Annotated in this window: 13 protein-coding genes; 10 read left to right on the plus strand and 3 right to left on the minus strand. The window is 58.4% G+C overall.

Features of this window, described 5'->3' with window-relative positions:
• The first annotated feature begins 13 nt into the window (after nucleotides 1–13).
• The 5 genes from HZB23_10795 (at nucleotide 14) to HZB23_10815 (ending at nucleotide 5,772) form a co-directional block, all read left to right on the plus strand.
• Complete coding sequence (locus HZB23_10795) at nucleotides 14–1,159, plus strand: M20/M25/M40 family metallo-hydrolase (protein ID MBI5845142.1); 1,146 nt, start codon at nucleotides 14–16, stop codon at nucleotides 1,157–1,159.
• 1 nt (nucleotide 1,160) lies between these two features.
• The gene (locus tag HZB23_10800) at nucleotides 1,161–1,712 is read left to right on the plus strand and encodes a helix-turn-helix transcriptional regulator (GenBank protein ID MBI5845143.1); all 552 of its coding nucleotides are present in this window, start codon (nucleotides 1,161–1,163) and stop codon (nucleotides 1,710–1,712) included.
• 373 nt (nucleotides 1,713–2,085) lie between these two features.
• On the plus strand, nucleotides 2,086–3,225 hold the full coding sequence (locus HZB23_10805) for an acyl-CoA dehydrogenase family protein (protein ID MBI5845144.1): 1,140 nt from the start codon (nucleotides 2,086–2,088) through the stop codon (nucleotides 3,223–3,225).
• A gap of 175 nt (nucleotides 3,226–3,400) precedes the next feature.
• The gene (locus tag HZB23_10810) at nucleotides 3,401–4,114 is read left to right on the plus strand and encodes an enoyl-CoA hydratase/isomerase family protein (protein MBI5845145.1); all 714 of its coding nucleotides are present in this window, start codon (nucleotides 3,401–3,403) and stop codon (nucleotides 4,112–4,114) included.
• A 209-nt stretch (nucleotides 4,115–4,323) separates the two neighbouring features.
• Nucleotides 4,324–5,772, plus strand: coding sequence for a B12-binding domain-containing radical SAM protein (locus HZB23_10815; GenBank protein MBI5845146.1), 1,449 nt, complete (start codon nucleotides 4,324–4,326; stop codon nucleotides 5,770–5,772).
• Nucleotides 5,773–5,785: 13 nt separating this feature from the next.
• Here the strand turns inward: HZB23_10815 and HZB23_10820 are convergent, their stop codons facing one another.
• Together HZB23_10820 and HZB23_10825 are read right to left on the minus strand one after the other, a co-directional pair.
• A complete protein-coding gene (locus tag HZB23_10820) occupies nucleotides 5,786–7,228 on the minus strand; it encodes a 4-hydroxyphenylacetate 3-hydroxylase family protein (protein MBI5845147.1) in 1,443 nt (480 codons plus the stop codon).
• 100 nt (nucleotides 7,229–7,328) lie between these two features.
• The gene (locus HZB23_10825) at nucleotides 7,329–7,946 is read right to left on the minus strand and encodes a TetR/AcrR family transcriptional regulator (protein MBI5845148.1); all 618 of its coding nucleotides are present in this window, start codon (nucleotides 7,944–7,946) and stop codon (nucleotides 7,329–7,331) included.
• A 118-nt stretch (nucleotides 7,947–8,064) separates the two neighbouring features.
• On the opposite strand from HZB23_10825, the gene HZB23_10830 reads away from it, so the two are divergent.
• The 4 genes from HZB23_10830 to HZB23_10845 all read left to right on the plus strand — a co-directional run bounded on the left by HZB23_10830 (nucleotide 8,065) and on the right by HZB23_10845 (nucleotide 13,376).
• Nucleotides 8,065–9,483, plus strand: a complete 1,419-nt coding sequence (locus HZB23_10830; protein ID MBI5845149.1) for a hypothetical protein — start codon at nucleotides 8,065–8,067, stop codon at nucleotides 9,481–9,483.
• Nucleotides 9,484–9,653: 170 nt separating this feature from the next.
• Entirely contained in the window at nucleotides 9,654–11,273 is a 1,620-nt protein-coding gene (locus HZB23_10835) for a hypothetical protein (protein ID MBI5845150.1), read from the plus strand.
• Between the two features lie 24 nt (nucleotides 11,274–11,297).
• Nucleotides 11,298–12,131: an SDR family oxidoreductase gene (locus HZB23_10840; protein ID MBI5845151.1), complete on the plus strand. Its 834-nt coding sequence runs from the start codon at nucleotides 11,298–11,300 to the stop codon at nucleotides 12,129–12,131.
• A gap of 9 nt (nucleotides 12,132–12,140) precedes the next feature.
• On the plus strand, nucleotides 12,141–13,376 hold the full coding sequence (locus HZB23_10845) for an NADH:flavin oxidoreductase (GenBank protein MBI5845152.1): 1,236 nt from the start codon (nucleotides 12,141–12,143) through the stop codon (nucleotides 13,374–13,376).
• 8 nt (nucleotides 13,377–13,384) lie between these two features.
• Here the strand turns inward: HZB23_10845 and HZB23_10850 are convergent, their stop codons facing one another.
• Complete coding sequence (locus tag HZB23_10850; GenBank protein MBI5845153.1) at nucleotides 13,385–14,221, minus strand: metallophosphoesterase; 837 nt, start codon at nucleotides 14,219–14,221, stop codon at nucleotides 13,385–13,387.
• Between the two features lie 116 nt (nucleotides 14,222–14,337).
• Here HZB23_10850 and HZB23_10855 point away from each other — a divergent pair, with 116 nt between their 5' ends.
• Nucleotides 14,338–15,381, plus strand: a complete 1,044-nt coding sequence (locus HZB23_10855; GenBank protein ID MBI5845154.1) for a hypothetical protein — start codon at nucleotides 14,338–14,340, stop codon at nucleotides 15,379–15,381.
• Nucleotides 15,382–15,424: the final 43 nt, after the last annotated feature.

Raw genomic sequence — 15,424 nt, forward strand, 5'->3', positions numbered from 1 at the left:
GGATTATCTATCGATGATCGATCCGGCCCGTCTGGCAAAAACCTTCGATTCCCTTGTCCGCATCGACTCCATAAGCCTTCACGAAGGCGAAATAATGGCATGCCTCACCCCAATGCTGGAAAACCTGGGCGCAAGCGTCAGCTTTGACGACGCCGGGAAAAAGTTGGGCGGCGAATCCGGCAACCTCATAGCAAGGCTTCCCGGAAACGGGTCCGGCCCCCCCCTTCTTATCTGCGCCCACGTGGACACCGTGGAGCCGGGGCGCGGCATAGTCCCGATCCTGGAAAACGGTATCTTCCGCTCATCCGGCAACACCATCCTGGGCGCGGACGACAAGAGCGCCGTGGCCGTGATTTTGGAAACCCTCTCGGTTCTGGCCGAGGATCGAATCCCCCATTCTGCCCTTGAAATAATCTTCACCGTGGCCGAGGAAATCGGCCTTCTGGGCGCGAAAAACCTGGATTACGGCATGGTGCATTCCAGGGCGGGCTACGTCCTGGACGCCTGGGACCCGGACGCCCTTATCACCAGCGCCCCCTGCGCCAACCGCATCACCTTCGTGGTCAGGGGCAAGTCCGCCCACGCGGGAAGCTCCCCCGAAAAGGGCATCAACGCCATAGCCGCAGCGGCCCGCGCCATTGCCGAGCTTTCCCTGGGCCGGGTGGATTTCGAGACCACCTGCAACGTGGGGGTGATCGAGGGCGGCAGCGCCACCAACATAGTGCCGGACCGGGTGCTGGTAAAGGCCGAGGCCAGGAGCCACGACGAATCGAAGCTGGCGCGGGTGACCACCGTGATGGAGGAGGCCTTCCGCCGGGCTGTGGCCGACACCAACCGGATGATAACGCCCGAAATCGGGGCCGCCTCGGTTGAGGTGGACATCGAAAACGACTACCGCGCCATGCGCATTGAAGACGATCATCCGCTTGTTCGGGCGGCGGTCAGAGCGGGCGCAAGCCTTGGGCGCACCGTGGTCACCAAGGCATCGGGCGGGGGCTCTGACGCCAACGTCTTCTTTTCAAAGGGCATACCCGCCGCCATCCTTGGGTGCGGCATGGCGAACGTTCACACCACCCGCGAAATCGTTTCGGTGGATGACATGGTGAAAAGCGCCGCGCTTTTGCTTCGCATAATCACAAATCACGGCATGGAGGGTTGACATGGCAGCCAAAAAAAGCGCCGAGCCGTCTAGCCTGGGCGGACGCATAAAGAAAATCCGCCTGGAAAAGGGATGGAGCCTCGCCCAGCTAGCGGGCGAGACGGGCGTTGCCGAGAAGGAACTGGAAAGGGTGGAGGAAGGCGCGGTGATGCCCGCAGTGGGCACCCTTCTCCTCATCTCCCGCGCCCTTGAGGTGGACTCGGACAATTTCCTGAAAGAGGAAAAAGAGGCCCGGAAAACCCGCGCCGAGGCCTTTGAAAAGCGCACCGAGAACTACGCCTACTGCACCCTCTCGCCGGGGGCGCGGCACAAGCACCTGAAAGCGTTCAGAATCACCATAGAGCCCAACTCCGCCCACCAGAGCGTGGGATACAGGCACGAGGGCGAGGAGTTCGTGTACGTCCTTTCCGGCAAGCTATCCATAACCGTGGGCGAGCAGACAACGATTCTGGGGCCGGACGAGAGCCTGCACTTCAACTCGCTCATTCCGCACAAGCTGGCCAACACGAGCAGCAGCCAGACCAAGGCCGTGGTCGTCCTCTACACTCCCTGAGAGGAGACACAAGCGCGAACTGCTGTGTCAGGCATCGCCTCCCGGCTCGGTCACGTACAAAAGCGTACGCTCCATCGCCGCTCGCTCGCCTTCCTTGCATTTCATCGCTTGTGTCTCCTCTCAGCCGAGGCTTACGGGAATGGCGGCAGAGAATCGTGCTTGTGATCGCCCCGCCGGGTCGAGGCTTGCGGGAAGGGTGGGCAAGGCTTGGATTTTCGCAGGTTGGGTGGTTCTGTGCGAAGCGCAGGTTCACCCAACACTTTTGAATCATTTGAGAAATGTTGGGTTAACCCTGGCCATACGACCATGAACCACCCAACATAGCGGTTTATAAGCGGCTGTTGTTGGTTTTATGTTTAAAAAGGAGAACACGATGTCTTTTCAACTGACGGCTGAACAGCGCATGGTGCAGAAAATGGCCCGCGAGTTCGCCCGGAAGGAACTTCTGCCCCTGTCCATGGAAAGGGACAAGTCCAAGGAATTTCCGGGGGAAAGCCTCTCAAAGATGGGCGAGCTGGGCTTTCTGGGCATGATGGTTCCGCCGGAGTACGACGGAGCGGGCGCGGACACGGTCAGCTACGCCTCGGCGCTTTCGGAGATCGCCTACGCCTGCGCGTCAACTGCGGTGGTGATGAGCGTGCATAACTCCATCGTGTGCGAATCTCTCATGAAATTCGGCTCCAAGGACCAGAAGGACCGGTACCTCGGCTTTCTTGCGCGGGGGGAATGGATAGGGGCCTTTGCCATGACCGAGCCCCTTGCGGGGTCCGACCCCGTGCGCCAGGAAACCACGGCCACCAAAACCGACAAGGGCTGGCTCATAAACGGCGTCAAGCGCTTCATAACAAGCGGCAAAAACGCGGAACTGGTGATAGTGACCGCCAAGACCGATCCGGCCAGGAGACACCGTGGAATTTCGGCCTTTCTGGTGCGCCGGGGAACCCCCGGCTTTTCGGTGGGGCGTCTCGAAAACAAGATGGGCCTTTGCGCCTCTGACACCGCCGACCTCTACTTTGAAAACTGCGAAGTGGACGGGCGAGACATCCTGGGAGGCGAGGGAAGCGGCTTTCTCATCGCCATGAGCGCCCTTGACTGCGGGCGCATAGGCATCGCGGCCCAGAGCGTGGGTGTGGCCCAGGCGGCCCTGGACGCAGCCGTTTACCACGCAAGGCACCGCGAGCAGTTCGGAAAGCCAATAGCAGCCAACCAGGGCGTGAGCTTTCCAATAGCGGACATGGCGACGGAAATCGCGGCGGCAAGGCTTCTCATGCTCTCGGCGGCGGCAGCCAAGGACCGCTTGGAAAATTTCACCGTGGCCGCCAGCATGGCCAAGCTCTACGCAAGCGAGATGGTGAACCGCGTTGTCGCAAAAGCCTTGCAAATCCACGGCGGTTATGGCTACACAAAGGATTACGCCGTGGAGAAGCACTACCGGGACGCCAGGGTGTTCACCATTTACGAGGGAACAAGCGAGATACAGAGGATGGTGATTTCCCGCCATTTATTAGGCTGACAGGCTGCCTGAAAACGCGAATTGCGGTGTCGCGCATCAAAGCCAATTCCGCCACGTACTTTCAGTACGCTTGCTCATTGGCTTTTCGCGCTCCTTGCACTTCATCGTTTTCACTCAGCCTGTCGATCTCAAATTTGGAATTGAGAGTAAAATCAACAAGGAGAGAAAACCGAAAATGTCGAAAGCCACCTTCACCCAGGACGGCAACGTGGCCGTCATGACCTGGGATAGCGGCGAAAACCGCTTCAACCCGGAATTCCTCGAAGATACCCTTGCCTGCCTCGACTCCATAGAAAAGGAGACCGACGCAACCGTTCTGGTGGTGCGCTCGGCCCACGAGAAGATATGGTCCAACGGCCTTGACCTGGACTGGCTCATGCCGGTGGTCATGGCCCAGGACGCCGTCACAAGCAAGGCCTTCTTCTACAGGTTAAACGACCTTTTTAAAAGGGTGCTGCTTTTCCCCATGCCCACCGTGGCCGCCATGAACGGCCACGCCTTCGCGGGCGGGGCGATTCTCTCCTGCGCCTTCGATTTCAGGTACATGCGCTCGGATCGCGGCTTTTTCTGCTTTCCCGAAGTGGACCTGGGGATCCCCTTCCTGCCCGGAATGCTGGCCCTTCTTAGGAAGGCCATGCCCGGAAAGACCCTCGTCGATCTCACCCTCACCGGCCGCCGCCTCACCGCCGCCCAGGCCATCGAGATGGGCGTGGTGGTTGATTCCGCGCCCGGCAACGAGGTGGTTGACAAGGCCGTCGCATGGGGCAAAACCATGAACAAGCGCCGCAACGTGGTGCTTGCCATAAAGCGCGAGCTTTACAAGAACGAGGAGCGGATTTTTGACGTGGAGGATCCGCCCATAATCGAGAGTGGCCGCCTTCAAGTTTAACAGCCCGTCTAAAAACGCGAATCGCTGTGTCACGCTTCAAAGCCAATTCCGCCACGTACTTTTAGTACGCTTGCTCATTGGCTTCTCGCGTTCCTTGCGCTTCATCGTTTTTATCCAGGCTGTGCGCTGAGATTTTCTTGTGAGCTATGAAGGCTCCCTCTGGTCAAAAAGCGCCGGATTTCCTTGAAAAGGCGGTCCGGCGCTGTTGTTTGAAACTCTCCCCCAAGCCCCCCAAGGCGTTTCCCCTCATGCGCGTGGCCTTTGTTCAAAATTTCTGGGAGGACCTGTCAGGACCGCTTCTGCTTGCGGAAATCCTTGTGAGGCAGGGCCACGAGGTGAGGTTTTTCCTGGAGGAGCGCGGATTCGAGAAGAAAATCGGACTGTTCGCGCCTGACGTCATCGCCCTTTCCGTCTGCACAGGCCAGCACCACTGGTATCTCGATTTCGCGGAAAGGGCCAAAAAGGGCCTTTCCAAAAAGCCCCTGGTGGTGATGGGCGGGCCCCATCCCACCCATTTTCCCGAAATCGTCAAACATCCGGCCATTGACGCCATCTGCCGGGGCGACGGAGAGATAGCCTTTCCGAAGTTTCTTTCGGGCGTGGTCAAGGGGACGCCGCCGGTAAACGTCGAAAATTTCTACGTGAAACTTGGTGGCCGGGTTTACGAAAACCCCATTGGCAAGGTGATCAGGAATCTGGACGAACTTCCCATACCCACCAGGAAGGAGCTTTACGGGCCGTACCCCTTTCTGGCCGCCTCGCCCCACAAGAAGATCATGGCAAGCCGGGGCTGCCCCTTCAACTGTTATTACTGCTCCAACCACGCCTTCCGGGCACTGGCCAGGGGAAAAGGGCCGTATCTTAGGTGGCGCAGCGTGGACCACGTAATGGCGGAAATCTCACTTGTGAAGGAGCGCTACGGGTACAGGTTCCTTGACATCAGCGACGACCTTTTCACCTTGAACAGGAAATGGGCGCTGGAATTCTGCGAACGATACGAAAAGGAGATAGGGCTTCCCTACGGGGTCAACCTCCACGCAAGGTTCATTGACGACGAGATCGCGGCGGCGCTCAAATCATCGGGATGCAACTCGGTGGCCTTCGGTGTGGAGTGCGGAAACGACAAGACCCGCAAGGAGCTTCTGGGAAAGGATGTCACCAACGCCGAGATACGGCGCTGCGTGGAAATTCTGAAACGCCACAAAATCTGGTTCCGCACCTATAATATTATCGGGCTTCCGGGCGAGCCCCTGGAAACCACCCTGGAAACCCTGCGCTTAAACCAGGAGCTCAAACCCGACTACGCCTGGTGCACGCTTCCCCTGCCGCTTCCCGGAACGCGGTTCGCCGAAATCTGTACCGAAAAAACCGGCATGGCGGAAGACGAGGCCATGAGGCGGCTCAACAAAAGCTGGTTCGACGCAAGCGTGGTGACCGGGCCGGACGCCAAAAAAATCCAGAACCTGCATAAGTTCTTCGGTATCCTGGTGCGCCGGCCTTGGCTCATGCCCCTTGTGGACATCCTGGTGAAGCTGCCGCCCAACCCGGTTTTCCGCATGATAAGCCAAGCCTACTACGGAAACCAGATGAAAAAGCGCACCCACATGGGCTGGCTGCGGCTTTTCCGCATATATTTCAAGGTCAGAAAGCAGTATTGAAAGCGGTACGGCGTCATACCCCGATCAAATTTTTCACAAGGCCGATTTTCTGCTCCAGGTTTCCCTGGCGGGCGATCATTATTCTCTGGGCCTGGGGCGGGCCCGCGCCGTGCATGGATTCTATCAGGTAGGCCACGGATCCGCTTCCGGCCACCAGGTTTTCTATGAGCCTGAATAGCCGCATCCTCTCCCCGGTTTCGACTCCGGGGGCGGCGGCAAGATACTTTTTGATGTAGGGGCCGCTTTCCGGGTCGTCGAAATCCGCCGAGGACGGCATGGTGCCCACGAGCCCGCCCGCGATGTCTATGGCAAGGCGTGCGATTTCAAAGGGAAAGCGCGTGACGTTCTGCTTGCATACATTGGCGAGCAGCGTATTTATGGCGTAGTTGCCCGCCGGGGTCTTGTGGCCCAGGTGCGAGCAGGCTATGGCGCAGGCGAACATGGTTTCATTTAAATGAATCATTTCAACGAGCTTGTCTTTTATGTGGCTCGCGTTTTCCACTCCGTTCATGCGGGCCATGAGGGCTGCGGCACCTATCAGCACGTCGCCCGTGCCCACCTTGCAGCCGCCGTAGCTCTGGCGGTGGTAGCCCGCGAAAAGCTCCACAAGGGGCCCCGAAAACTCGGTCTCGCCGTTTAGGAACACTCTCTCGTTCGGGACAAAAACGTCCTCGAACACCGTCATCACCTCCTGTCCGCCGTAGCAGGTGTTTCCGGCGTCGAATCCGGCTTCGAGCTTCCGTGTGTCGCTGGCCTGCCTGCCGTAGATGTGCTTTACGCCTTGCGCGTTGGTGGGAACGGCGAAGGCCACGGCCCAGTCCTCTTCGCCCCGGCGCATGGAAAGGGTGGGCATGACCAGTATTTCGTGGGCGTTGGCCATGCCGGTCTGGTGCAGTTTGGCTCCCCGCACAACGATTCCGCCGGGCTTGCGGTCAACCACGCGCAGGAACATGTCCGGGTCCGGCTGGTCTTTCGGGCGCTTTCCCCGGTCGCCCTTGGGGTCGGTCATGGCCCCGTCCACCACCAGATCGTTTTCCTGGACCATCTTCCAGTAATCGGTGAACCTTTGGTGGTAGCCGGTTCCCCGCGCCCCGTCGCAGTCGAAGGTGGTGGCGAACATGGCGTTGGCCGCGTCCATGCCAACGCAGCGCTGGAAGCAGCAGGCGGTCTTGTTGCCGCAAAGCCGCTGCATCAGGACCTTTTTGACCAGATCGTCGGTGCTCTGATGAAGATGTGTGAAGCGGTTGACTGCGCCTCCCGAAAGTCCGCATGGCGTGGTTAAAAGCCCGCTGGTTTCGGGGTCGTGCGCGAGATCGAAGGTTAGGGCCACGGCCCTGGCCGAAGGAGCTGCGATGGGGTGATCGGATGGATTTTCCACCGCCTTGCCCATCATGCTGGCGGAAAGTTTCAGCTGACGAAGGGATTCCAGGTATTGGGAGCCGGTCTTGAGGGGCATGGCGGTTCCTTTTGGAAAATGACGGGTTCGGTCAAAATTTTTCAACGGGACATAGCTTATCAAAAATCGCTACCAATTGCACGATTGATCGTTTTCCGCCTCAATCGAAAAAGATTTCCATGATGTCCGAGAGTACGCAGTCGAAGTCGAAGCCGCCCTCGCGTCCTCGCGCCGGGCTCAGGGTCACCTGGCCTAAGCCCGTTATGGCGCACCATAAAACCGCCACTCCGCGTGAGGGCGGAAGGCCGCGCAAGGCCCTGGCCATTTCCGGGCGTTTGAGAAAGTCTTCGAGCTTTCCCAGAACCCGCGCCAGGGCCACCTTAACCTCCATGGCCATTTCCGGGGACACCGCCTCCATGGTCTTGTCCCCAAGGGCAAGGTAGCGGAACACGTCGATGTACTGGCCGAAGGCGAGATAATATTCCCGGTAGCTCCCGGCCATGGCCCGTATGGCCTCCTTCGATTCGCTTATTTCCATGGCGGCGGACACGTCCTCGCACAGCCCGGAAAGCCGCCTTATCAGAAGATATACGAAAATCTCCTCCTTGGTCCTGAAATACAGGTACACCGCGCCGGGTGAGAGCCCCGCCGCCGTGGCCACGCTGCGCACCGTAACCGCCTCTATGCCCCTTTTCTGCATTATGTCCTGGGCGATTTGGGCCAGATGGTCCTTTCTGGCCAGTTTTTCCTCGTTTCTTATGTCGTCGAACTTTTTCATTTTTTCCCGCCCGCAAAATTTTTCTTGACATCACTAAACAACGTTCAGTAAATTGAACTATAGTCAATTTGCGGATTCCATGTCAACCAAATTTCTTTGAAGCCTTCCGGGGGATAAAATGGAAGAGTCCTGGAACACCGAAAAAGCCGCAGTTCACCAAGGTCTTCTGCGCCTCACGGCCCGGTGGGCTGCGGACAAGACCGTTGATTTCGGCGGGGGCTCGGAACTCCGCCGCAGGGCGATAATCCTCAACCATCGCCATTACCGCGAAAAAATCGGCGTTTACCGCTCCCTCTGCGAACGCGCGGGCCTTGGTGGCGAGGATCCCTCCATCGACTTTATCGCCCGGAATCTGCTTCTGACCGACGAGATTTTCAAGTCCTATCCCCAAAGGCTTCTGGACGAGAGCGACTACGCGGGCATGAACGCCTGGCTCTCAAGCCTTTCGGACCGGGAAATCACGTTCGACACGGCTGGCATCGACAACGTGGAGAAGTGGCTCTCGGCCCTTGCGGCCAGGGGCGTAACCGTGGTTTTTTCCAGCGGAACCAGCGGAATGGTCTCCTTCGTGCCCCGGGACGGCCGCACCTGGGAGGCCTTTACGAGGCTTCCCGCGCTCTACATGCCCGCCCTTCTGGCCGAGCGGGGCGTGTTCCCGGCCTGGCAGTCAAAGCTTCTGTCCCTTGCCCTCAAAAACCTTTCGCCCGATACCTATTTAAATCTCACCCACAGGCTGGGCCTTCCCGGTATAGACGGGTTTTTCTGCAATTTTGCAAGCGGGCTCCAGGGAATCCAGATCGCGGGCCAGCAGGTGGCGGCGAAATTGAAAAAGGCCGAGTTCCTCTACCCGGCCAACCTTTCAGCGGCAGCCGTTCGCGCCGTGGTGCGCGGGGCAAGGACTGCCGAGGAAGCGGCCCTGGCGGAAGCGTTCCTTTCGGAGACCGTGCGGAAAAAGGAGTTCCACTACCACAGGCTTTTGGCGTCAATGGAAAAAAGCGCCAAAAAGGGCCGCCGCTGCCTCATTTTCGGCGCTCCTTACCTTCTTCTGGAACTTTGCGAACGGGCGAAAACCCACGGAATGTCCATCCGCCTTCCCAAAGGCTCGGCGGCCATTCTGGGCGGAGGCTGGAAATCCTTCGAGGGAAAGCGCCTGGCAGAGGACGAGCTTTACGCCCTTATAATGGAAACCTTCGGTCTTCCGAAAGAAGCAGTGGTGGAGGGCTACTCCATGACGGAAATCCAGGCCGTGATGCTGAAATGTTCCGCCGGGCGCTACCACGTGCCCCCCTTCCTGGAAACCCTGATTCTGGACGAGGCCCTGAATCCAATCGAAGGCGACGACATCACGGGCGTTCTGGCGGTCCTGGACCCCTTTGCCGAAAGCTATCCCGGATTTCTGATTACCGGAGACACCGTGAGGCGCGTCAACGGCCCGTGCGCCTGCGGCAGATGCGGCCCGGCCATCCTCACCATAGCCCGGACTCCGGGGCGCGAAGTCAAGGGTTGTGGGGGGATAATGGCAAAGATAAATGCCTGAAAGCCTGTCCAAAAACGCGAATCGCTGTGTCACGCGTCAAAGCCAATTCCGCCACGTACCTGTGGTACGCTTGCTCATTGGCTTCTCGCGTTCCTTGCGCTTCATCGTTTTTGATCAGGCTTCGTGTTCCCTTTTACGTAGATTGATATAAGGGCGGGGGAGTGGGAAAGATGAAAACGAAACTTGAGGAATTTGCGAGGGAAAACAAGTTGTTCCGCCTGGACGAAGACGGAATTCTCCGGCTTCCCATAGTGGTCAAGGGGGCCTTGCGACTTCCTGGGGCGGTGAGCCGGGCGGAGATAGACAGGGCCTTCGGAGCGAAAGGGCCGGAATCGACCTCTGCAAAGATTGGGGGAAACCTCGTTCTGCGGGAGCCGGTTTACGACAGAAAGAGCCTTGAACGCACCGGGGAGACAGTCTTCACGGTTCTGCCGGATTTTTTGCCGGGGGAAGTGATCGAATCCGATACCGGCAGGATTGCTGAACAACTCGCGCCAATGACTTTTTCGGGCGTCACGAACTGGCTGGACGGCGTGCGGGAGGCGCTGGAAAAATCTCCCGGCTTCGTTGATGAAATAAGGCGGGACACCGCAAAAACCAGCGAACATCCTGATTTGTGGCACGACGGCGGATTCGCGGCCTTTCCTTTTCTGCTGGATTCGGCCCAAGCCCAAAAGATGGTGGACAGTGAACTGTCGGTCTGGGGAATACCGGGGAATGATCTTCTGGACAAATGGTGCGACATACCCGAACCAGCCAGGGCCGCAGACCCCGCGCCCATGCTCGCGGCGGCGCTTTTCGGCGATGATCCGTTTTTGAGTGTGGAGCGGCAGCCCCTGCTTCGGGCCTTTCCCACGCGCCAACTGCACATCACGGCGGGAAACGCGCCCCAGATTCCTCTAATCAGCCTTCTTCGGGCCGTTCTCACAAAAAGCGCGGTGACCTTGAAAGCCCCCTTCGGGGCGGTGGTTCCGGCTGCCCTTCTTGGCATGGCTGCGGCGCTCATGCTGCCGGATTCCCCAATCACGAAAAACATCTCCATCGTCTACTGGCCGGGCGGGGACGCATCCTACGAGGACGCCCTCATGAGCCCCGGAAGTTATGACCGGATCATCGTGTGGGGAGCGCCGGAATCCGTGGAATCCGTCAAAAAGCGGGCCATCTACACAAAGGTTCTCGCCTTCAACCCGCGCTACGGGGTAAGCTTCATCGGGCGCGAGGCCTTTGCCGGAAACCTTTCAACCGCAGCCCGAAGGTCCGCAACCGATACATGCGTCGCCAACCAGAAGGCCTGCATCGCAAGCCAGATTCACTACGTGGAAGGGGATATGGAACAGGCGGCGACTTACGCAGAGGCTCTGCGGGAGGCGCTTGCGGCCTTTGACCGGGCCGCTCCAAACCTCGTGCTTCCAAGGGTCAAAGGCGACATAAAGCGGCTTCAGCGCGGACTTTTCGTTAACGCCAGGTGGTTCGTGAACCTGCGGGACGGCGCTTTTTCATCCGGAGCGGTACTCCCGGACGGCGAGTTTCCGCTATCCGTCCTCACCATGAGCCGCCTTGTGATGGTGCGCGCAGTTCCTGACCTTGGCGGCTGTCTTAAGTACCTTCACCCCGGAGTCTCCACCGTGGGCGTCTATCCGCCAGAAAGGCTTTCCGCCATGCGGGATTTGATAGCGGCCCGGGGAGTATCCAACGTGATCGACCTTGGACGCGCGGGCACGGGCTACGGCGGCCAGAGCCACGACGGGATGATGGTTTTATCGGAATTAGTTGACTGGAAAAACGGCTAACGCATTCTGAAAAGGAAGACATCCATGAAGCTTGATTCCGGGAAAATCGTCCTGGTGACCGGGGCCGCAAGCGGCATAGGTCGGGCCTTTGCGCTCGCCGCCGCGAAAAAGGGCGCGAAGCTGGTGATAACGGACATCAATGAAAAGGGCCTGGCCGACACTGCGGAGCGCATAGCCAAACAGGGCGGAACAGTGCTTTTGATCAGGGCCGTAAACGTCGGCGACTTCGAGGCCGTATCGGCCCTGGCGGAGGAAGTCCACACGGGTTTCGGTCCGGTGGACGTTCTGGCCAACGTGGCGGGCGTGGCCACCTTCGCCCAGGTGGAGGACATGGCCCACAAGGACTGGAAGCGGGTGATAGATGTCAACCTCTGGGGCGTTGTCCACTTCATCGAGGCATTTTCGCAGCAGATGATCCGGGCGGGCAGCGGGCACATAATAAACGTGTCGAGCCTTGCCGGCCTCATGGGTGTTCCCTGGCACGGGGTCTACTCGGCCACGAAATTCGCGGTTAACGGGCTTTCGGAGGTGCTGCGTCTGGATTTTGAAAAGCACGGGATTTCAGTCACCCTGGTCTGCCCCGGAGCCGTGAACACGGGCCTTGTGGAAAGCGTGGAGATTTTTGCCAAAGGGGTGGAAACGGGACGCTTGCGCGACAGGTTCCGCAAGATCGCGATTTCCCCTGAAAAGGTGGCGGATCAGATGATTTCCGCCGTCGAAAAGCGGAAATTTCTCGTGATGACCTCCATAGATGTCAAAATCGCGTGGTTCGTGAAGCGCCATTTCCCGTGGATTCACTACATGGCCATGCGTCTAGTAAGCAAACTCATGGACAAAAACCTCGGGAAAAGGAAATAGGAGGACATCATGTCCGGCGAGTCCCGCCTTCTTTTTTCGCCGCTCTCAATTGGAAAACTTTCGGTCCCGGCGCGCCTTTTCAAAACCGCCACATCTGAAACCAGGGCCTCGGTGGACGGCTTTGTCACCGACGAGCTTCTGGCCTTTTACGAGCCGATCGCAAAAGCGGGAACGCCCCTCATAATCACCGGAAACCTCTACGTGACGAACGAGGGCAAGTCCACTTACCGCATGTGCGGGGCCGACCACGACGACAAGATTCCGGGCCTCGCCCGCTGGGCGGAGTTGGTTCACTCCTACGGCGGCGCGCTTTTCGGCCAGATAAACCACTGCGGCAGGCAGGTCATGGCGCGCGCCATGGGCCTATCAAGCGCCGTGTCCGCCTCGGACGTGCGGGAAAAGGTGATGGGCACCAAGCCCAGGCCCCTCACGGTTCCCGAAATCCGCGAAACGGTGAAGGCCTATGCGAAAAGCGCCGAAATCTGCCAAAAGGCCGGATTCGACGGGGTGCAGCTCCACGCGGGGCACGGGTATCTGGTCAACCAGTTCCTGACCCCCTACACCAACCGGCGAACGGACGAGTACGGCGGCACCTTTTTCAAGCGCCTTCGCTTTTTGCTGGAGGTCTACTGGGCCGTGCGGGAGCGCTGCGGGGCGGATTATCCGGTGATTTTGAAGCTGAACGGCGAGGACGCCCTTCCGGGAAGGCGCGGCCTTACCAACAGGGAGCTTGTGGACGTGGCGAGAATCCTCGAAAGCGAGGGCCTGGACGCGGTGGAAATCACCGTGGGCCACTACGAGAGCGGCTTTCCCATGATTCGGGGAACCTTTGACGAGTTCTTCAAGGGGCTCATGACCGAGGGCATAGGCGACCAGCTTCCCTGGTTCCAGCGCACCGGGGTAAAGGCCGCAGGCCCGCTGATGGCCGCCGGGTTCAACTTCCTTTGGTCGCCAAGGGAGGGCTTTAACACGGCGCACGCGGCGCGTTTCAAGAAGGCCCTAAAAATTCCGGTGATCTGCGTGGGGGGCTTCATTTCGGGCGAGAAAATGGAGGAGTCGATAAAAGCGGGCCGGTGCGACGCCGTGTCGTCAGCACGGGCCATGATCGCCGACCCCGAACTTTTCCGGCACGTGAAAGATGGCGTTAAAGGCCCCCAATGCGACTGGTGCAACGCCTGCATCGCAAGAGCCGGGAGGCTTCCGGTTGATTGCTACAATAAAAAGGTGAAGCCGGAACAGGAATAACAAGGCGCTTATTGCAGGGCCTTTGCCGTTTTATGGCCGCGTCCCTGAAAATCTATAATGGTCAGCTCCGGCCTGCAAAAAAGCCGGAACAGAAAAACAGACACCCCCACGCCCCGTGTAACATAGAGATCGGAGTCGCCAACACGGTAATATCCCATCTCGAAGCGTCCGTTGATGGAGGTCACGGGCTTCCTTTTTTGCCAGGGCCAACGTATCTGGCCCCCGTGGGTGTCCCCGGCAAGGACCGCGTTGACTTTTTTACCCCGAAGCCAGCCCATGACCCTCGGAGTGTGGCTCAAAAGGATGACGGGAACCCCGGCTGGCCTATTTTTTAGGGCCTTGCCGGGGTCGCCCTCGCCGTAATACACGTCGTCGATTCCAGCGATATAAATCCTTTCGGTCCCGATTTTCAACTGTTCGCCGCGATTGAAAAGCACCCTGTATCCCAGTTTTTCCATGTCCCCCAAAAGCCCGGCGTCAAGTGCTCCTGACCAGTGCTCCCAATTACCAGGAACAAAATAGCTCATAGTGGGCTTTTTTAGTTTTCCGAGCCATGCTCTACAGGCGGGCCATTTTTTCAGGTTGTCGATGTTATCGCCGGTAATAAACAGGAAATCGGGTTTCGCCGCCGCTGTTTCCTGGGCCAGCCTTTTTATGAGGCGGTTTTCCCTTTTGAAATGAAGGTCCGAAATAAGGACAGCCCGGAACCGGCCCTCAAAATTTGGCAGGGAAAGAGTTATCCTTTCAATTTTCAATGAATAGGTGTGGAAATACAGAAGCGCGAAGGAGGCGGCACACAGGGAGTACACCACAAATCTTGCATATTTTAACCGCTTTGAGGCCATTATGCGTTTTCCTGCGGGCAATTTTTTTTGCGGGAACAAGGACCGGTGGATGTTACAATATTTTAATATGATAAACCATGTCGTTCTTTCATTTCAACCTGGAAGGGAGAAATCCAATGCGACTGAAACGGCGGATTATACTTTTGCTGGCGGCTGTTCTGTTCGTGGCGGTGTTCGCCGGGTGCGGGCATTATCTGGCCATTGATGCGGCCAATCCCCACAGGGCCTACGTGGCGGAAGGCGGGGCCGGAAGCGCCGTCGGAACGGAAGGAGGCGGGGAAGGCTTATCCGGCCCGGAAAGCCAGGCCGTGCGGTTCTGCCCGGTTTTCGTGGTTCAGAACGACCGCCCGGAAAACCTCGTGGGAAGCGTGAAGGCCACCAAAAGGGAGGGGGGAAAGCCTGAAATCGCCATCGATACCGATGACCCGGCTGTCTATTTCGAGGAAAAATCCTTCACGGTCGGCGGAAAAAACCTGACGAACCTGATCTATCGGGTTCATTTTTCCAACACGCCTTACAGCCTGATACCCTTCATTCTCACAGCCGGGAAAAACCCGGGAATAATGCTCATCGTGACCCTGGACGAGGCCCGAAAGCCGATACTCGTAACAACGGTCCACACCTGCGGATGTTACGCGGCCATCATCCCCACCACGAACCTTGACCCCAAATTCCTGCCGGAAAACCATCCCAAGGATTATCAGAGGGTGTACGGCGAGCGCCTCCCGGCCATGCTGGATTTCAAGTCGGCGGATGCGCGGCTCGTCGCGGTTCTGCGTCCGGGCGTTCACAGGCTGATGGAACTGTCGGCGGTGGGCGCAACGGATTTTTTCGGTGACGGTAAAACCTTCAAGCCCGTTCCCATGAAGGTGCTTCCCATGGAGGGCTTGAGGCGTCTTCCCCTGCCGGACGGCGGGACAATTAGCTTCTTCCACGACAAGGGTATCCTGCGCGGGCACGTGAAGGGCTCGGTGAAACCTTTCGAGACCCTTCTCATGAGTTGGATGCCCCTGGACCTTTTCGTGGGCGCAGACAAGGATTTTGCCACGGACCTGACGGAAAACCCCTTCTACACGAGCCTGAAGCCCTGGAACCGTCATTCCTCGGACCTTTGGGACTTTCCGGCCTTTCTGAAATTCATGGGCTACCGCTTTGATTGAAACATGCTTCATACCGTGTTGGGTAAACAAAGAGGCCCGGAGC

This window comes from Deltaproteobacteria bacterium, from assembly GCA_016235345.1.
In the GTDB taxonomy this organism is placed as follows: domain Bacteria; phylum Desulfobacterota; class Desulfobacteria; order Desulfobacterales; family Desulfatibacillaceae; genus JACRLG01.